An 18,228-nucleotide genomic window follows, 5' to 3' on the forward strand; every position below is an offset into this window, starting at 1 on the left:
CCGCCCGGCGCACGTCGGTGAAGGTCCACCGGGGCTGGATGGGCACGTAGATGTGCACGCCGCGGCCCCCGGAGGTCTTCGGCCAGCCCTCCATGCCGAACTCGTGCAGCAGCTCGCGCACGTGCGGGGCCACCCACACGGCGTCGGAGAAGTCGGTGCCCGGCTGCGGGTCGAGGTCGATGCGGATCTGGTTCGGCGACTCGACGTCTGCCTTGTCCACCGGCCAGGGGTGGAAGGTGAGCGTGCCGAGGTTGGCGCACCACGCGACGACGGCCACCGAGTCCGGCGCGATCTCGTCGGCGGTCCGCCCACTGGGGAAGGTGATGTGCGCCGTCGGCACCCACTCGGGGGCGTTCTTCGGCACCCGCTTCTGGTAGAACGCGTCGCCGTGGGTGTCCGCCCGCGTGGCCATCTTCGCGTCGGGGGAGTAGCCGCCCGGCCAGCGCTCCAGCGTCGTCGGCCGGTCCTTCAGTGCGAAGAGGATGCCCTCGCCGACGGCGATGAAGTACTCGACGACGTCGATCTTGCGGATGCCCTTCTCGGCGAAGTACGGCTTCTCCGGGTTGGAGACGCGCACCTCGTGCCCCGCGACGTCGAGGACCACCGCGTTCTTGCTGCTCGCCATCCGCGCGCCATCCCCCCTGGTCCGGAGCCTCTCCCCGGCCGGGCGCCGAGTGTCACGCAGGGCAGGTGAGGCCGTCCAGCGGAACCACCAGATCGATGAGGTAGGCGTTGACCGCGTCGTTGACGCACTGGTTCTTGGGATAGGCGGTGTGCCCCTGGCCCTGCCAGGTCAGCAGCACGCCGGCCGTCAGGTCCTCGGCGAGGTCCACGGCGCCGGCCAGCGGCGTCACCGGGTCACCCAGGGTGCCGACGACGACGATCGGCGCGCTGCCGTCGGCGTCGCGCTCGGGGAGCGGGGTGCGCTCGGCCTCCCACGGGGTGCAGGTGTAGAGCCCGGCGGCCGCGCCGGCCCCGAACAACGGGTACGTCGCGTCCCACTCGGCGGCCAGGGCCCGCACCTCGTCGGTGGCGACCTCCTCCTCGGTGTCCGCGCAGTTGATGGCGATGTTGGCGTCGAGGAGGTTGGAGTACGTGCCGTCCTCGAGCCGGCCCGAGAAGCTGTCGGCCAGCGAGAAGAGGCCGGCGGAGTCGCCGTTGCGGGCGGCGGCCAGGGACTGGGACAGCTGCGGCCACGTCCGGGTGTCGTAGAGGGCCGCCTGCACGGCGGTCAGGACGACGCCCGGCGTCGCCTGCCGCGTCTCGCCCTCCTCGCTGCTCGGGATGGGGCTCTGCGACGCCTGGAGCATCAGCTCCTCCACGAACACGCGCGGGTCCGGGCCGAGGGGGCAGCCGGCGATCAGCGAGGTGCAGTTCTGCGCGAACGCGTCGAAGCCGGTCTCGAAGCCGACCGCCCTCGCCTCGGCGTCGGCGATCAGGTCGCCGTCGGGGTCGACGGCGGCATCGAGCACCATGGCGCGGACCCGCTCGGGGAAGAGCTCGGCGTAGGTGGAGCCCAGGGTCGTGCCGTAGGAGTACCCGAGGTAGTTCAGCTGCTCCTCGCCGAGGGCCTCGCGCAGCAGGTCCATGTCGCGGGCGGTGTCGACGGTGTTGAACGCGCCCAGGGCGGCCGGGGACTCGTAGCGCTCGGCGCAGACCTCGGCCACTTCGCGGGCGAGCGAGAAGACGTCGTCCAGCTGCTCGTCGCTCGTGGGCTGGGGCTCGGCCGCGACCAGCCGGTCCTTGGTCTCGTCGGGGATGCACTCGACGGGGGAGGAGAGGGCGACGCCGCGGGGATCGAAGCCCACCAGATCGAACCGGCGCAGCACGTCCTCGGGGAGGGTGAGCGCCAGCCCGATCGCGGCGTCCACGCCGGAGCCACCGGGGCCGCCGGGGTTGACCAGCAGCGAACCGATGCGGTCGGTCTGGCCGGGGTGCACGGCCCGGACGAGCGTCAGCGGCAGGCGCTCACCGCCCGGCTCCTCGTAGCTGATCGGCACCTCGACCTGCCCGCACTCGAAGGACAGCCCGCGCTCGCTGCCGGGCCGGCCGGCGACCAGCGGCTGCAGCGGCTCGTTGCAGTCGGTCCACTCGATGGGTTCCGCGGTCGGCTCGGCCGGCGCGGTGCTCGTCGTCGGCGCGGCCTCCTCGTCGGAGGCCCCGTCGGAGGTGCACCCGGCCGCCAGGAGGGTCAGCGCGGCGAGCAGGCTGGGGACGACGGCACGCCGGCCGCGGTGCAGACGCATGATCACGAGCCTAGGAGGCCTCCGGCGCCCGTGCAGAGGATCATGGGCGGTAGAGGCGGGGATCACCCGGTCAGGGCGTCTCCAGCACTTCCGCTAGGTCGTAGCGCACCGGCACCTCGAGCTGGTCGTACGTGCAGCTGAGCGGCTCGCGGTCCGGCCGCCACCGCAGGAACTGCCCGGTGTGACGAAGTCGTCGGCCCTCGAGCTGGTCGTACTTGATCTCCACGACGAGCTCCGGGCGCAGCGGCACCCAGGAGAGGTCCTTCTTCGCGTTCCACCGGCTGACCGCTCCCGGCATGCGGTGCTCGCCGTCGGACTGCACCTGTGCGTTGGCCCAGTCCTGCCACGGGTGCCCGTCCAGCGCTTCGGCCCGGTAGGGCGCGAGCTCCTCGACCAGCTCCGCCCGGCGCTTCATCGGGAAGGACGCCGCGACGCCGATGTGCTGGAGAGCGCCGTCGTCGTAGAGCCCGAGCAGCAGCGAGCCGACGATCGGGCCGCTCTTGTGCCAGCGGAACCCGGCCACCACGCAGTCGGCGGTGCGCACGTGCTTGACCTTGGTCATCAGCCGCTGGTCCGGGCCGTAGGGCAGCTCGGCCTGCTTGGCGACGACGCCGTCGAGACCGGCGCCCTCGAAGGTGTCGAACCAGCGCTGCGCGGTGTCGGCGTCCTCGGTGATCGCGGTGAGGTAGACCGGTGGTCGGGTGCCGGCCAGCGCCTCCTGCAGCCGCTGCCGGCGCTCGGCGAAGGGCCGGTCGACCAGCGACTCGTCGCCCAGCGCGAGCAGGTCGAAGGCGACGAAGGATGCCGGCGTCTGCTCGGCCAGCAGCCGGACGCGGGACTCGGCCGGGTGGATCCGCTGGAGCAGCGCCTCGAAGTGCAGGCGGTCGCCGGCGGGGACGACGATCTCGCCGTCCACGACGCAGCGCTCGGGCAGGTGCGCCTTGACCGCCTCCACCACCTCGGGGAAGTAGCGGGTGAGCGGGCGCTCGTTGCGGCTGCCCAGCTCCACCTCGTCGCCGTCCCGGAAGACGATGCAGCGGAAGCCGTCCCACTTGGGCTCGTAGAACAGCCCCTCACCGGTGGGGAGCTTCGTCGCGGCCTTGGCGAGCATCGGCTTGACCGGCGGGTTCAGCGGCAGGTCCATGCCGGTCAGTCAAGCAGCACGGGCACGTTTCAGTTCGGCCGAGCGGCCCCCAGCGACGCCTGCCTTTCAGCGACGATCCCTCGTTGTCGCGAACAACCTGCGGCGCGCGCGGTCCAACAAGGCCTGCGTCACACGTTCGCTCTTCGCCAACTGATCCAGAAGCAGGACCCCGCGCTGGCGTGACTCAAGATCGTACTGACCTCGAACCTCGGTAAGGAGCTCGGTGAGGAGATCCCGGCTTATGGTTTGGTCCTCGAGCGACGCTAGGTCCTTCGTTGACGGCTGGGCCTTCCTAGTGGCCGCAATTCCAACAAGCATCGCTAGCTGGAAGCGGAAGTCATCGGCGCTTTCTACGCGAACGCTTCGCAGAAAGTCCTCGCATTGCCGTAGCAATTGAATCGCTGCCGCGTACATCTGCACCGGATACTCGGCGTGGAAGGCCAGGTCGTAAATCTCCGGTTCGAAAACACGGCTTGGCGTTGCCCTAGCGACGTGAGGCGCCTGCACCAGAATACTCACCAAGGCCTGGCCCATCCCGTCGATAGAGACAATTCGCTCCATCGGCTTACCCTGGTTGTAGTAGTGACGGCGCCGCCGCTCATAGTAGTAGTTGTGTCTGGTTAGGTAGTCCTCAATCTGACGCTGAACTTTATCCGTCGCACGCAGGGCGCTGGGGCCAAATGATGTCTGGCTATTTGTCGCGCGTATGATTCTTTCACGCACGGCGGCGTCATTTGCCTGAATGATCTTGACTAGGACTGATCGTCGGTCGTCTCCATCAAGGGCGAGCCGACTTCGCTTGTATATCTCGGTTGAAGTCTGTAGTCCATTGACAATCTGCGGCGCTTCCAACTGCAGCAGCTTATTTGCCAATTGTACTTGTGTGGCGACTATCGTTACACCGTTATTGAGCCACCAGAAATCGACATCAGGGTCTGTCGTCGCGAGCGTTTGTTCGATACTCTTGTTCACGATTGTCTCGCCCTCGTAATCGCGAACGTTGGCTTCGAACAGCGAGGTGTCGAGTTCGCCCTCCTTGGTTGTTATGAACTTTTGGTATGCGTCCAATTGAACGACACCTATATAACCGCCAGCAGTATCGGTAGAGATCGGGTTCTCGGCGAGTTGCAAGCTGCGCGTGGTCACGCGGGACTCGCGCGCTAAGTCGTACAGCCCAGGCGCATCGAGGAACACTGCGTGCACTGGGCACTGTCCGAATAGGCCAGCGCAGACCTTCTCCAACTCCGTAGCTTTGCCAACGGTGTTTGGATGTACCTGCGAGGCCTTCAGGCTCGAAAAGATCACATAGATCTGAAGTTCTGGCAGCTCCAGTTCGCGGTAGCACTTCAGAAAGCGTCGCGTTGTCTCGACAACGCGCGCGTTCGCAAAATCTAGTAGTGAGTTCTCGTCACGGTCGAATTGCAGGAGACGTGGCAAGTTGACGATAATCTTATCGATCGCGTCTTCGCCGAAACCCTTGGAATCCTTCACCTGCATCAGCACAAGCTCTAGGCGCGTTCGACGTCCGAGTGCTGGTAGGGGTGTGTCGTCACTGATGCAGATTCCGTTGGCGAAGATGTAGACAGCGTCTAGTCCGCAGTCCTTCTCGCCATCGACTATTCCCGCGATGAGTTCCTCAGGGCTGACCCCAGTGCTCTTGAGATACTGCTCCGCCGCCCAGTAGGTATTGTGATCATTGTCGGACAACTGGTTACGAGTCTGATCTCTGCTCTTGTCCAGAAGGCCCTGAAGAAGTACTACCGCGTTAGCGTTCACTGTGCCCCGTCGCCCCAAAGTGTGCCGTGAGTCACAGTTCTACACGCATCGGCGCCATACTTCAATCTGCGAGCGCAGCTGAAATGGGATCCCCATGAGGCTCAGTGACCACTAGTCAGCGCCAGGCGAAGACGGGCTGCTCGTAGTGCGCCACCCGCTGCACCTCGCCGCGGCAGGCGATCCGGACGAACTGGTGGACGACCGCGGCGGTGGGGGCGTGCACGAACCCGCCCAGGAGCGGCAGCCGGATGACCGGTCCGTCCGACTCGGGGATGGACTCGAACACCGGGTCGACGTCGAGGTCGGTCAGCGGCACCTCGAAGACCGCGGCCACCTCCGGCTCGGACCCCGCGAAGCCGTCCACCGGGCCGGCCCAGCAGACCACCGGCGTCATCACGTAGCCCGACCGCGTCACGTAGTCGTCGAGCAGGCCCAGCACGGACTCGCGAGCGAGGTCCAGGCCGATCTCCTCGTGCAGCTCGCGCAGGGCGCCCTCGACCGGGCCCTCACCCGGGTCGAGGCGACCGCCGGGCAGCGCCCACTGGCCGGCGTGCGCGCGCAGGCCCGCGGCGCGACGCGTGATCACGAGGGTCGGGACGCCGTCCTTCTCGGTCACGCAGAGCGCGACGGCCGCCTGCTTGAGGTCGGGCCGGTCCGCCGGCACCCGCGGGAAGCCGACGAGCCGCCCGACGACGGTGTCCCGGTCCAGCGCTGCCATGCCTGCTCCTCGCCGCCCCTACTGCGGGCCTCGGTCGTGGGCGTTCGTCACGCCGTAGCGGGTGAACAGCACGCCGTCCTCCTCCAGCACCTGACGCAGCTCCAGCCCGGCCGGCGCCGGCAGGGCGTCGGGCAGCAGCCGGTGCGCCGCACCGACCAGGGCGGGCGCGATCGTGAGGTCCAGCTCGTCGACGACCCCGGCGGTCAGCGCCGCGCGCAGCAGTTGCGGCCCACCCTCGCACGTCACCTGCTCCAGGCCCCGGTCGGCCAGCGCCGCCACGGCCGCCGGCAGGTCGACGTCGTCGTCGCCGCAGAGGAGGACCGTCGCGCCGGCGGAGGCCAGGGCGGCGCGCCGGTCGGCGTCCGCGGCACCGCAGGTGACGACCAGCGTGGAGGTGTCCGCGGCCAGCGCGGACGCCGGGTCCAGCGAGGCCCGGCGGGTGACGACGGCGATCGGCAGTTCCGCCGGCCGGCCGAGGGACGCGCGCAGCCGGCCGACGGGGGAGTCGGACTGCACCGGCCGGTACCCCTCGACGGTCGCGGTGCCGGCGCCGACCAGGACGACGTCGGCCAGCGCCCGCAGCGTCCGGAACACCCGCTTGTCCCCGGGCGAGCCGAGGCCGGCGCTGCGCCCGTCGACGCTCACCGCGCCGTCCAGCGAGGCGACGAAGTCCATCCGCAGCGATCGCCCGGCCGGGAGCCGGTAAGCCTCGACCAGCGCCGCGTCGTCGAGGTCTCCGTCGTCCCGTCCGGGGGAGGGCAGCAGGCGGCGCATCGTCAGCGGGTGCTGAGCACGGCCGCGCTCTCCGGTGGCAGGGTCACGGTGCTCCCGTCGACCGCGGGCAGTTCGGCGGTGGCGAAGAGGACCTCGTCGGCGGTCCGGTCCAGGTCGATCTCCCGCGGCTCGTCGGCGAGGTTGACCATCACCCGCAGCGACCCCCGGTGCACGACCAGCCAGCGGTCGGCGTCGTCCCAGTCGACCTCGACCGCGGTGAGATCGGGATCGAGCAGGTCGGGGTGCGCGCGGCGCAGCGCCAGCAGCGACCGGTGGACGGCGAGCAGCCGCTCGTGCGGTTCCCGCGAGAGCTCCGACCAGTCGAGCTTGGACCGGGTGAAGGTCTCCGGGTCCTGCGGGTCGGGCACGACGTCGGCGTCCCATCCGTGCTCGGCGAACTCACCGATCCGGCCCTCGGCCGTGGCCCGGCCCAGCTCCGGCTCGGGGTGGCTGGTGAAGAACTGCCACGGGGTGGTCGCGCCCCACTCCTCGCCCATGAAGAGCATCGGGGTGAAGGGGCTGGTGAGCACGAGGGTGGCGCCGATGGCCAGCTGGGCGGGGGAGAGGGTGGCCGAGATCCGGTCCCCGACGGCGCGGTTGCCGATCTGGTCGTGGTCCTGCAGGTAGGCCAGGAACTTCCAGCCGGGGAGCGTCGCGGTGTCGACCGGGCGGCCGTGGTGCCGGCGCCGGAAGCTGGACCAGGCGCCGTCGTGGAAGAAGGCGCCGGTGAGCACCTTCGCCAGTCCCGCGATCCCCGCCTCGGCGAAGTCGGCGTAGTAGCCCTGGCCCTCACCGGTCAGGGTCGAGTGCAGCGAGTGGTGGAAGTCGTCGCTCCACTGCGCGGTGAGCCCGATCCCGCCGGCGACCCGCGGGGTGACCATGCGCGGGTCGTTGAGGTCGCTCTCGGCGATCAGGGTGAGCGGGCGGCCGACGGCGACGGACAGCTTGTCCACCTCCTGCGCCATCTCCTCGAGCACGTGGGTGGCCCGCTCGTCGACCAGCGCGTGCACGGCGTCCAGACGCAGCCCGTCGACGTGCATGTCGCGCAGCCACATCAGCGCGTTGTCGATGACGTAGCGGCGCACCTCGTCGGAGTCCGGACCGTCCAGGTTGATCGAGTTGCCCCAGGTGTTGGCGCCCTCGGCGAAGACGGGGAAGAACTCGGGCAGGTAGTTCCCCGACGGGCCGAGGTGGTTGTAGACGACGTCCTGGATCACGCCCAGGCCCTGCTGGTGGCAGGCGTCGACGAAGCGCTGGTAGGCCGCCGGGCCGCCGTACTCCTCCTGCACCGCGTACCAGAGCACGCCGTCGTAGCCCCAGTTGTGCGTGCCGTTGAAGCCGTTCACCGGCAGCAGCTCGACGAAGTCCACGCCCAGGCGGACCAGGTGCCCGAGCCGGCCGATCGCGGCGTCGAGCGTCCCCTCCGGCGTGAAGGTGCCGACGTGCATCTCGTAGACGACGCCGCCGGCCAGCGGGCGCCCGGTCCAGGCGTCGTCGCCCCACTCGTGGGCGCCCGGCTCGAACCGCCGGGAGAGCCCGTGCACGCCCGCGGGCTGCCGCCGCGAGCGCGGATCGGGGCGGGGCGTGTCGTTGCCGTCGAGCAGGTAGCCGTAGTCGGACTCCGGCGATGCGCCGACCTCGGCGCGCCACCATCCGCCGTCGTCCCGGGTCATGTCGTGCACGGTGCCGTCGACCTGGACGCGCACCCGCTCCGGCAGCGGTGCCCAGACGGCGAACTCGACGGGTGCGGACATGCGGGGGCCTCCGGGGCGGTACGAGGGTGGGAGCGGCGTCGGGATCATGCCCGGCAGGCGGCGGGTCAACCCCGTCTCCCGATCAGGTCGGGGAGGGCGGGTCAGGGCACGACGTCCACGACGACGTTGCCGACCTTCTGCCCGGAGTCCACGTACCGGTACGCCTCGACGATCCGGTCCAGCGGGAAGTGCCGGTCGATCAGCGGACGGAACCGGCCGTCGGCCAGCAGCAGGGCGAGACGCCGGATCATCGCCTGGTCGTGCAGCGGGAAGGGGAACCGGACCCGGCGTCCGGGGGACAGCGGGGACAGCACCGACAGCGGGATGTTCTGGCCCTTCGGTCCGAGTTCGGAGGAGGTGTAGACGCCGCGTCGCGTCAGCCGGGAGCGGTACCGGCCGAACGAGCTCTTCCCGACCGCGTCGAAGACGGCGTCGTAGCGCGTGCCGTCGTCCGGGACGGCGTCCGCCGCCGCCTCGACCACGCGGTCCGCGCCCAGGCCGGCCACCCGGTCCGTCGCGGCGTTCGTCGCGGCGGTGACCGTGACGCCGCCGGCCTTCAGGAGCTGGACGGCGGCCGAGCCGATGCCGCCGCTCGCGCCCAGGACCAGCACGTGCCCCGCTCGCGTTCTGGCCACGCGGGCCATCGCCAGGGCGTAGTGGCCGCCCTCCGTCGCTGCGGCGGCTTCCGCGAAGCCGATCCCCTCGGGGACGACCGCCACCGATCCGCGCTCGGGCACCGCGAGGTGCTCGGCGTGCGCGCCGAAGCGCCCCTCGACGTAGCCGAACACGCGGTCCCCGACGGCGAAGGACGTGACCTCGGCTCCGGTCCGCTCCACCACTCCGGCGAACTCCGTTCCCAGGACCGCGGCGCGGGGAGCGGGGATGCCCGACGCGAAGCGGGTCACGAACGGGCTGCCGCTGCGGTACGCGCAGTCGGTGCGGTTCACCGTCGTCGCGTGCACCCGGACGAGCAGCTCGGCCGGGCCCGGTTCCGGCGTCGGCACCTCCTCGACGTGGACGACGTCGGGAGGTCCGTACCGGGTGCGCACCGCTGCCTTCATCCGCGGAAACCTACTGCTGCCCACGCGGCCGAGGGGACGATCGGTACGCGACCAGATCGCCGATCTGGGTGCAGCGACGCGGTCGGCAGACCCGAGCCGCGGATAGCCTCGCCGGATGGCGGATGCGGCGGCGCCGCGGCACTTCCGGGCCGGGAGCACCGTCCTGCGCCGGGAGGTGCTGCACGGGCTGCCGTGGATGGAGCACCCCGTCACCGTCGTGCGCGACGGGGAGGACTGCCTGGCGGTCCTGCTGGAGCCGGGGTCGCCCTTCACGTTCTTCCGCCACCCGTTCGGGGCGCACCCGTGGCACGCGCACCGGGTGTGGACGGGCAGCTCGGTGCTGCAGCTCCAGCGGGAGGGCGACGCGCACGCGGCGTGGAAGTTCTTCGACCTGCACGGCGTCGTCACGCACTGGTACGTCAACTTCCAGGAGCCGGTCGTCCGGCACGTCGCGCCCGGTGGGGGCGGCGCCTTCGAGACGGCCGATCTCGGCATCGACATCGTGTGCCCATCGGATGGCCACTCCTGGGAGTGGAAGGACGTCGACGACCCCGATCGCATGGTGGCCACCGGCCGGATCTCTGCAGCCGAGCGCGACAGCATCCGGGCGGAGGCCGCCGCCGTCGGCCGGCGGCTGGACGCGGGCGCGCGGTGGTGGGCGACCTGGGACGATTGGCATCCGGGGGACGCGCCTCCACCGCCGGGCGCATAGGGGAGCCCGTCTGCGACCAGATCGCCGATGTCGCTGCGTAGGGAGCCTCTGCGCGACCGGATCGCCGATCTCGCCGGGGGTCAGGCGAAGGTGACGGGGTCCCCGGTGCGCACCACGCCCTCGCCGGTGACGTCGGCGTAGACCCCCGCGCAGGCCCATGTTCCGAGCCCGGGGATCTCGCGGCGGTGGTGCCGGGCCACGGTGCGCAGGGTGCCGCGGTCCTCCGGCAGGTCGCCCTGGGCGAGGGTCGTCATGACGCAGCGCATCGTCAGCATCCGGACGCCCGCGCGGGCGGAGTCACCCAGGCAGACGCTGCGACCGACCCAGTCGTCCTCGGCGAAGCCCGGTTCGGTGCCACCGACGAGGACGTTGGGGCGGTACCGCAGGGCGTCGAAGTCGCTGCCGCCGCCCAGCTCGGTCAGCTGGTCCAGCGTCGCGCGGGTCAGCAGGTGCAGCGCGGCGAGGTCGAAGAAGGTGCCGGGCGGGGCCATCTGCCCGAGGTCGATGGCGCTGACCGGCTCCTCGCCCTCGAAGGAGTGCGTCGTCCCCTCGATGAACTCCGCCGGCGCCAGTCCCTCGATGGCCGGCCACTGCTCCTCGAAGCGGCTGCCCGCCGGTACCTCGCTGGTCAGCCGCACGGGGCGGCCGACGAGGTCGGACAGCGCCGCGTCGGTGCCCGCCGCGTCGCTGCTGAGCTCCGTCCCGTCGGGCATGGTGATCAGCACGGGGGGCGCGGCCGCCCCGGGAACGGGCTCGCCGGCGAAGCGGGCCGACAGGCCGAGCAGCGCGCCCCATTTCCGGGGGTGCTTGGCGCTGGCGACCGTGCCGTCGGCCCGGTCGACGAGCGCGTAGGCCCGGTCGCCCAGCAGGCCCCGGCCGGTCAGCGAGGCACGCTCCACCTGCTCGCCGAGCATGGACTTCACCGGGAATCGGTAGAGCGCGTCGATGTGCATGGCCGCATCTCACCATGTCCCGGCTCCCCGCTGAACAGGCCGGATCGGCGATCTCGCGCGCTGTCTCCGTGGGGAGCGCGCGAGATCGCCGATCTCGCCGGCGGGTCAGGCGCGGACGAGCAGGGCCACCGGCAGGCGGGCGAGCAGCGTGTCGGCGGCGATGCCGGCGACGTCGGACACGAAGCGCTCACCGGTGAGCAGGTCGCGCCACGCCCCGTTGGGCAGCTGCAGCGCCGTGTCGCCCCAGCCGGTCCGGGCCAGCCGGTCCGGCAGCCGGGTCGCGACCACGACGACGCCCTGCTGCTCGGCGCTGCCGCGGTCGTAGGCGATCACGGAGTCGGCGGCCGACCCGGTCACCTCGACCGGGGCGTAGCCGCTGAACAGCTCCGGGCTGTCCCGCCGCGCCCGGAGCACGCGCGAGGTCACCAGCAGCTTGGCCGCACCGGTCCCGTCGAGGGCCGGCACCGTGCCGCGGTCGAGGTCGGCCAGCAGCCGGCGCCGCAGCGCGTAGTCGACCGGTCGTCGGTTGTCCGGGTCCACCAGGGAGAAGTCGTACAGCTCCGTGCCCTGGTAGACGTCCGGGACGCCGGGCATCGTCAGCTGCAGCAGCTTCTGCGTCAGCGAGTTCGACCAGCCCAGCGGCGCGATGCGGGCGACGAACGCCTCGATCTCCGCCGTCGTCGTGGGGTCGTCGAAGGCGGCGTCGACCAGCGCGTGCAGCTGCTCCTCGAACTCCTGCGACGGGTCGGTCCAGGTGGTCGAGGTGCCGGCCTCGCGGGCGGCCTTCTCCACGTACGCGTGCGCTCGCTCCCGGGACAGCGGCCACGCACCGATCAGGTTCTGCCACACCAGGTGGGCCAGCGACCGGTCGGCCAGCGGGTGGCGGGCCAGCCAGCCGCGGACGAGCTGCGACCACTCCGAGGGGAGCTCGGCGAGCACGGCCAGGCGGGCCCGCACGTCCTCGCTGCGCTTGGTGTCGTGCGTGGACAGGGTGGTCATCGCCTGCGGCTTGACCGCCAGCCGGTGCGCCTGGGCGGCGTGGAACTCGGCGACCGTGCCGCCGAACTGCGCGGGGTCGCCGCCGACCTCGTTGAGCGCCACGAAGCGGGACCAGCGGTAGTAGGCGCTGTCCTCGACCCCCTTGGCCATCACCGGGCCGCTCGTCTGCTCGAAGCGGGTCGCCGCCTCCGAGCCGGCCGAGGAGAGCACCGAGTGCAGGGCGTCGACCGCCCGGACGAGGTCGGGGCGGCGGGTCCGGACGGCGGTCACCGCGTGGTCCAGGTGCCCCCGGCCGTCGGGGAGGTAGCTGCGGTAGACGCCGAACGTCGCGAGCAGTTCGGCCAAGGCCTCGGTCTGCTGCTGGGCGTCGATGCCGGGCAGCTCGCCGATGACGCGGACCAACCGGGCCACCTCCGAGCCGAGCATGCCGTCGGTGACCTCGCGCTTGCACATCCGGACGAGCTCGGCGTAGTCGACCGCGCGGCCGGCCAGCTCGGTGTCCAGCGCGGTGAACGCCGGCTCCCCGGCCGGGTCGACGAGCACGCGGTCGACCTCGGTGAGCGCGTCGTAGCCCGTCGTCCCCGCCGTCGCCCAGCCCTCGGGCAGCTCCTCGCCGGGCTCCAGGATCTTCTCCACGACCGTCCAGCGGCCGTCCGAGGCCTCGGCCAGCCGGGCCAGGTAGCCCTTCGGGTCGGCGAGCCCGTCCGGGTGGTCGATCCGCAGGCCGTCGACGGCGCCGTCGTGGACCAGCCGCAGGACCAGCTCGTGGGTGGCGTCGAAGACCGCCGGGTCCTCCACCCGCAGGCCGGCCAGCGTGTTGATCGCGAAGAACCGCCGGTAGTTCAGGTCGGAGTCGGCGCGCCGCCAGTCGACGAGCTCGTAGTGCTGGCGGGCGTGCACCTCCTGAGGGGTGCCCTGCTCCGTGCCCGGCGCGATCGGGAAGCGGTTGTCGTAGTAGCGGAGCTCGCCGTCCACCACTTCCAGCTTCTCGACGTCGTCGCCGGATCCCAGGACCGGGATGCGGACCCTGCCGCCGCCGAACTCCCAGTCGATGTCGAAGTGCCCCGCGTAGGCGCTGTCCCGCCCGTGCTGGAGGACGTCCCACCACCAGGGCGCGGCCGAGGGGTCGTCGACGCCCATGTGGTTGGGCACGAGGTCGAGCACGAGCCCCAGGCCGTGCGCGTGGAGCGCGGCGACGAACCGGTCGAAGCCGGCCCGTCCGCCGCGCGCCTCGTCGATGTGCGCGTGGTCGACGGTGTCGTAGCCGTGGGTGCTGCCCTCGGCCGAGCGCAGCAGCGGCGAGGAGTAGGCGTGCGTGACGCCGAGGTCGGCCAGGTAGCCCGCCACCTCCGCGGCGTCGTCCAGACCGAACCCGGCGTGCACCTGCAGCCGGTAGGTCGCGGCAGGGACGCCCCGGCGACGCTCGCCGCCGGGGCCCTGGTCCGACGCGGTCACTCGGCGGGTCCGGTGAGCACGACGATCGAGCGGCCCTGGACCGTCACGGTCTCGCCCGGCTTGACCTCCACCGGCTCGACCTCGTGCATCTCCGCGGTGTCGAGGACCGTCGTCCAGGCGCGGGAGTAGTCGTCGCTGGGCAGCGTGTACTCGATCGCCTCGGCGGAGGCGTTGAACGCCAGGTAGAAGTGGTCGTCCTTGACGTACTCGCCGCGTTCGTCGGTCTCGCGGATGCCGACGCCGTTGAGGTAGACCGCCATCGACTTGGCGTAGGCGGCATCCCAGTCCTCGTCCGCCATCTGCTCGCCGGCCGGGGTGAGCCAGGCGATGTCGGGCACCGGGTCACCCAGCCCCCGGCGGACCGGCCGGCCGTGGAAGAACCGGCGCCGGCGGAACGTGGGGTGGTCGCAACGCAGCTTGGTGACCTTCTTGGTGAACTCGAGCAGGCCCTCGTCGACGTTCTCCCAGTCGATCCAGGTGAGCTCGGAGTCCTGGCAATAGCCGTTGTTGTTGCCGCCCTGGGAGCGGCCGAGCTCGTCGCCGTGCAGCAGCATCGGCACGCCCTGGCTCAGCATCATCGTGGTGATGAAGTTGCGCCGCTGCTGGGCGCGGAGCTGCAGGATCTCCGGGTCGTCGGTCGGGCCCTCGACACCGTGGTTCCAGCTGCGGTTGTGGCTCTCGCCGTCGTTGTTGCCCTCGCCGTTGGCCTCGTTGTGCTTCTCGTTGTAGGAGACCAGGTCGTTGAGCGTGAAGCCGTCGTGCGCGGTGACGAAGTTGATGCTGGCCATCGGCCGCCGGCCCGAGTGCTGGTACAGGTCCGACGAGCCGGAGATCCGGTCGGCGAACTCGCCCATCGTGCCGCCCTCGCCGCGCCAGAAGTCGCGGACGGTGTCGCGGTACTTGCCGTTCCACTCGGTCCACAGCGCCGGGAAGTTGCCCACCTGGTAGCCGCCCTCGCCGACGTCCCACGGCTCGGCGATCAGCTTCACCTGGCTGACGACCGGGTCCTGGTGGACGAGGTCGAAGAAGGTGGCCAGCCGGTCGACGGCGTGCAGCTCGCGGGCCAGGGCGGAGGCGAGGTCGAAGCGGAAGCCGTCGACGTGCATCTCGGTCACCCAGTAGCGCAGCGAGTCCATAATCAGCTGCAGGGACTGCGGCGTCCGGACGTTGAGCGTGTTCCCGGTGCCGGTGTAGTCCATGTAGAACTGCTCGTCGCCCTCGACGAGCTTGTAGTACGTGCGGTTGTCGATGCCGCGGAAGGACAGCGTCGGGCCCATGTGGTTGCCCTCGGCGGTGTGGTTGTAGACGACGTCGAGGATGACCTCGATGCCGGCCTCGTGCAGAGCCCGCACCATCGCCTTGAACTCCTGGACCTGCTGCCCCGAGGAGGTGTCGCTGGCGTACTCGTTGTGCGGCGCGAAGAAGCCGATCGAGTTGTAGCCCCAGTAGTTGCGCAGGCCCTTCTGCTGCAGGGTGTCGTCCTGCACGAACTGGTGCACCGGCAGCAGCTCGATCGCCGTGATGCCCAGGTCGGTGAGGTGCTCGATCGTGGCCGGGTGCGCGACGCCGGCGTAGGTGCCCCGGAGCTCCTCGGGGATGCGCGGGTTGGTCATCGTCAGGCCCTTCACGTGGGCCTCGTAGATGACCGTCTTGTTGTAGGGCGTCCTCGGCGGGCGGTCCACGCCCCAGTCGAAGTAGGGGCTGACGACGACGGACTTCGGCATGTGGGCGGCCGAGTCGTCGTCGTTGCGCTCCTTGGTCTCGAAGTCGTAGCCGAACACCGACTGGTCCCAGTCGATCTGGCCGTCGATCGCCTTCGCGTACGGGTCGAGCAGCAGTTTGTTGGGGTTGCAGCGCAGCCCCTGGGCGGGGTCGTGCGGGCCGTGGACCCGGAAGCCGTACTTCTGCCCGGCGTGCACCCCGGGGAGGAACGCGTGCCAGACGTAGCCGTCCATCTCGGGGAGCCGGATGCGCTCCTCGTTGCCCTCGTCGTCGAAGAGGCAGAGCTCGACCTTCTCGGCCACCTCGCTGAAGATCGCGAAGTTGGTGCCGGTGCCGTCGTACGTGGCCCCGAGGGGATAGGCACTGCCGGGCCATACCTGGGTCATGGACTGGTTCCTCCTGCTGCTTGCCCCGCACAGGGGGCTGGGCCTCTCTCCGTGGGGAGGAGGAGGCCGGGACGGGGCGACCGTATGGCGGTGCCCCCGGAAGTGGCCCCGCACACCTGGGAACGGTGTGACCCTGGCGGCCCCCGGAAGGCACGACGGCGCCCCCGCAGCCGAGCCGCGGGGGCGCCGTGCGCGGAGCGGCGGACCGACCTCGCCCGGAGGATCCGGGTGGCGCTGGCCCGGGGGCGCTCCTGCGAGGCAGGACGCTAGGACGACGTCGCCCGCTGCCGCAAGTACCTGCGACGGGACCGTTGCGTCCGGTTCCTACGGGGCTCCCGCCGGCCCGCGCGCGACGTCGCGGCTCCGCGACCCGGCGTTCTGTCGTACCCCCGTCGTACCGTCGTCCCCGTGCGCACGACCACCGACATCAGGCCCACGCAGGGCCGCTTCCGCGTCGTCAGCGAGTTCGAGCCCGCGGGCGACCAGCCGGCCGCCATCAAGGCCCTCGCCGAGCGGGTCAACTCCGGCGCGCAGGACACGGTGCTCCTCGGGGCCACCGGCACCGGCAAGTCGGCGACCACCGCCTGGCTGATCGAGCAGGTGCAGCGCCCGACGCTGGTGATGGCCCCGAACAAGACGCTCGCGGCCCAGCTGGCCAACGAGTTCCGGGAACTGCTGCCCGACGCCGCCGTCGAGTACTTCGTCTCGTACTACGACTACTACCAGCCCGAGGCGTACGTCCCCCAGACGGACACCTACATCGAGAAGGACTCCTCGATCAACGAGGAGGTCGAGCGGCTCCGGCACTCGGCGACCAACAGCCTGCTCACCCGGCGCGACGTCGTGGTGGTCTCCACCGTCTCCTGCATCTACGGCCTGGGAACGCCCCAGGAGTACGTCGAGCGCGCGCTGAAGATCAAGCTGGGGGAGGAGCGCGACCGCGACGAGCTGCTGCGCACCCTGGTCACCGAGCAGTACACCCGCAACGACCTCTCCTTCACCCGCGGCACGTTCCGGGTGCGGGGCGACACGATCGAGGTCTTCCCGGTGTACGAGGAGCTGGCCGTCCGCATCGAGATGTTCGGCGACGAGGTGGAGCGGCTCTACTACCTGCACCCGCTGACCGGCGAGGTCGTCCGCGAGGTCGAGGAGCTGTTCGTCTTCCCGGCCAGCCACTACGTCGCCGGGCCCGACCGCATGGAGCGGGCCATCCGCGGCATCGAGGCCGAGCTGGAGACCCGGCTGGCGGAGCTGGAGCGCCAGGGCAAGCTGCTGGAGGCCCAGCGGCTGCGCATGCGCACGACCTACGACATCGAGATGATGCGCCAGGTCGGCTTCTGCTCCGGCATCGAGAACTACTCCCGGCACATCGACGGCCGGGCACCCGGCAGCGCCGGCGCGTGTCTCATCGACTACTTCCCGGACGACTTCCTGCTCGTCGTCGACGAGTCCCACGTGACCGTGCCGCAGATCGGCGGCATGTACGAGGGCGACATGAGCCGCAAGCGCACGCTCGTGGACCACGGTTTCCGGCTCCCCTCGGCGATGGACAACCGCCCGCTCAAGTGGGAGGAGTTCACCGACCGGATCCACCAGTCCGTCTACCTGTCGGCGACGCCCGGCGACTACGAGCTGGGCAAGGTCCAGGGCGACGTGGTCGAGCAGGTCATCCGGCCGACCGGCCTGATCGACCCCGAGGTCGTGGTCAAGCCGACCAAGGGCCAGATCGACGACCTGGTGCACGAGATCCGCCTCCGGACGGAGAAGGACGAGCGCATCCTCGTCACCACGCTGACCAAGAAGATGTCCGAGGACCTCACCGACTACCTGCTCGAGCTGGGCATCAAGGTGCGGTACCTGCACTCCGAGGTCGACACCCTGCGCCGGGTCGAGCTGCTGCGCGAGCTCCGGCAGGGCGAGTACGACGTGCTGGTCGGCATCAACCTGCTGCGCGAGGGGCTGGACTTGCCCGAGGTGTCCCTGGTGGCGATCCTCGACGCCGACAAGGAGGGGTTCCTCCGGTCCGGCAAGTCCCTCATCCAGACGATCGGCCGCGCGGCGCGCAACGTCTCCGGCCAGGTGCACATGTACGCCGACAAGATCACCCCGTCCATGGCGCAGGCCATCGACGAGACCAACCGCCGGCGCGAGAAGCAGATCGCCTACAACACCGCGCACGGCGTGGACCCCCAGCCGCTGCGCAAGAAGATCGTCGACATCCTCGACGGCATCTACAAGGCGGCCGAGGACGCCGAGGCGGCCACCGAGCTGCTGGGTGGGTCCGGGCGGCAGCAGTCGCGCGGGAAGTCGCCGGTCCCCGGCCTGTCCTCGAAGGCCAAGGCCAAGGCCGGGTCGATCGACGTGCAGGGTCTGCCCCGGGCCGAGCTGGCCGACATGATCCAGACCATGAACGAGCAGATGCTCGCCGCTGCGCGGGAGCTGCAGTTCGAGGTCGCGGCGCGGCTGCGCGACGAGCTGACCGAGCTCAAGAAGGAACTCCGCCAGTTCGACGCCGCGCACGCCTGACC

Annotated in this window: 13 protein-coding genes; 2 read left to right on the forward strand and 11 right to left on the reverse strand. The window is 70.7% G+C overall.

Features of this window, described 5'->3' with window-relative positions:
• The 8 genes from ACI793_RS16830 to ACI793_RS16865 all read right to left on the reverse strand — a co-directional run.
• Positions 1–625 (reverse strand): DNA polymerase domain-containing protein (locus ACI793_RS16830; protein WP_456607522.1); only part of this gene is annotated, 625 nt, incomplete at its 3' end.
• 52 nt (positions 626–677) lie between these two features.
• A complete protein-coding gene (locus ACI793_RS16835; RefSeq protein ID WP_456607523.1) occupies positions 678–2,246 on the reverse strand; it encodes an alpha/beta hydrolase in 1,569 nt (522 codons plus the stop codon).
• Positions 2,247–2,316: 70 nt separating this feature from the next.
• Positions 2,317–3,390, reverse strand: coding sequence for an ATP-dependent DNA ligase (locus ACI793_RS16840; RefSeq protein WP_456607524.1), 1,074 nt, complete (start codon positions 3,388–3,390; stop codon positions 2,317–2,319).
• A gap of 66 nt (positions 3,391–3,456) precedes the next feature.
• Positions 3,457–5,166, reverse strand: coding sequence for an AIPR family protein (locus ACI793_RS16845; RefSeq protein WP_456607525.1), 1,710 nt, complete (start codon positions 5,164–5,166; stop codon positions 3,457–3,459).
• A 115-nt stretch (positions 5,167–5,281) separates the two neighbouring features.
• Positions 5,282–5,884: an NUDIX hydrolase gene (locus ACI793_RS16850; protein ID WP_456607526.1), complete on the reverse strand. Its 603-nt coding sequence runs from the start codon at positions 5,882–5,884 to the stop codon at positions 5,282–5,284.
• Positions 5,885–5,902: 18 nt separating this feature from the next.
• A complete protein-coding gene (locus tag ACI793_RS16855; RefSeq protein WP_456607527.1) occupies positions 5,903–6,658 on the reverse strand; it encodes a dihydrofolate reductase family protein in 756 nt (251 codons plus the stop codon).
• Positions 6,659–6,660: 2 nt separating this feature from the next.
• Entirely contained in the window at positions 6,661–8,412 is a 1,752-nt protein-coding gene (gene treZ, locus ACI793_RS16860; RefSeq protein ID WP_456607528.1) for a malto-oligosyltrehalose trehalohydrolase, read from the reverse strand.
• Positions 8,413–8,513: 101 nt separating this feature from the next.
• Positions 8,514–9,473 carry an NAD(P)-dependent alcohol dehydrogenase gene (locus ACI793_RS16865; protein WP_456607529.1) on the reverse strand — a complete coding sequence of 320 codons (960 nt, stop codon included), beginning with the start codon at positions 9,471–9,473 and terminating at the stop codon, positions 8,514–8,516.
• A 115-nt stretch (positions 9,474–9,588) separates the two neighbouring features.
• On the opposite strand from ACI793_RS16865, the gene ACI793_RS16870 reads away from it, so the two are divergent.
• A complete protein-coding gene (locus tag ACI793_RS16870; RefSeq protein ID WP_456607530.1) occupies positions 9,589–10,185 on the forward strand; it encodes a DUF402 domain-containing protein in 597 nt (198 codons plus the stop codon).
• An 80-nt stretch (positions 10,186–10,265) separates the two neighbouring features.
• Here ACI793_RS16870 and ACI793_RS16875 read toward each other — a convergent pair whose 3' ends face one another.
• The 3 genes from ACI793_RS16875 to glgX form a co-directional block, all read right to left on the reverse strand.
• Positions 10,266–11,138, reverse strand: coding sequence for an MOSC domain-containing protein (locus tag ACI793_RS16875; RefSeq protein WP_456607531.1), 873 nt, complete (start codon positions 11,136–11,138; stop codon positions 10,266–10,268).
• Positions 11,139–11,243: 105 nt separating this feature from the next.
• Positions 11,244–13,592 (reverse strand): malto-oligosyltrehalose synthase, encoded by a 2,349-nt coding sequence (treY, locus tag ACI793_RS16880; RefSeq protein WP_456607532.1) that lies wholly within the window; start codon positions 13,590–13,592, stop codon positions 11,244–11,246.
• Positions 13,589–15,700, reverse strand: coding sequence for a glycogen debranching protein GlgX (gene glgX, locus ACI793_RS16885; RefSeq protein WP_456607533.1), 2,112 nt, complete (start codon positions 15,698–15,700; stop codon positions 13,589–13,591). The genes treY and glgX overlap by 4 nt, the downstream gene beginning before the upstream one ends.
• A 408-nt stretch (positions 15,701–16,108) precedes the next feature.
• Here glgX and uvrB point away from each other — a divergent pair, with 408 nt between their 5' ends.
• A complete protein-coding gene (gene uvrB, locus ACI793_RS16890) occupies positions 16,109–18,226 on the forward strand; it encodes an excinuclease ABC subunit UvrB (protein ID WP_456607534.1) in 2,118 nt (705 codons plus the stop codon).
• Positions 18,227–18,228: the final 2 nt, after the last annotated feature.

The organism is Blastococcus sp. SYSU DS0617, assembly GCF_054051075.1.

Bases quoted from the DNA above. Each gene is read 5' to 3' on its own strand.
- ACI793_RS16870 (WP_456607530.1), top strand. From the start codon at position 9,589: ATGGCGGATGCGGCGGCGCCGCGGCACTTCCGGGCCGGGAGCACCGTC.
- ACI793_RS16855 (WP_456607527.1), bottom strand. From the start codon at position 6,658: ATGCGCCGCCTGCTGCCCTCCCCCGGACGGGACGACGGAGACCTCGAC.
- ACI793_RS16850 (WP_456607526.1), bottom strand. From the start codon at position 5,884: ATGGCAGCGCTGGACCGGGACACCGTCGTCGGGCGGCTCGTCGGCTTC.
- treZ (WP_456607528.1), bottom strand. From the start codon at position 8,412: ATGTCCGCACCCGTCGAGTTCGCCGTCTGGGCACCGCTGCCGGAGCGG.
- ACI793_RS16875 (WP_456607531.1), bottom strand. From the start codon at position 11,138: ATGCACATCGACGCGCTCTACCGATTCCCGGTGAAGTCCATGCTCGGC.
- ACI793_RS16865 (WP_456607529.1), bottom strand. From the start codon at position 9,473: ATGAAGGCAGCGGTGCGCACCCGGTACGGACCTCCCGACGTCGTCCAC.
- glgX (WP_456607533.1), bottom strand. From the start codon at position 15,700: ATGACCCAGGTATGGCCCGGCAGTGCCTATCCCCTCGGGGCCACGTAC.
- ACI793_RS16840 (WP_456607524.1), bottom strand. From the start codon at position 3,390: ATGGACCTGCCGCTGAACCCGCCGGTCAAGCCGATGCTCGCCAAGGCC.
- ACI793_RS16835 (WP_456607523.1), bottom strand. From the start codon at position 2,246: ATGCGTCTGCACCGCGGCCGGCGTGCCGTCGTCCCCAGCCTGCTCGCC.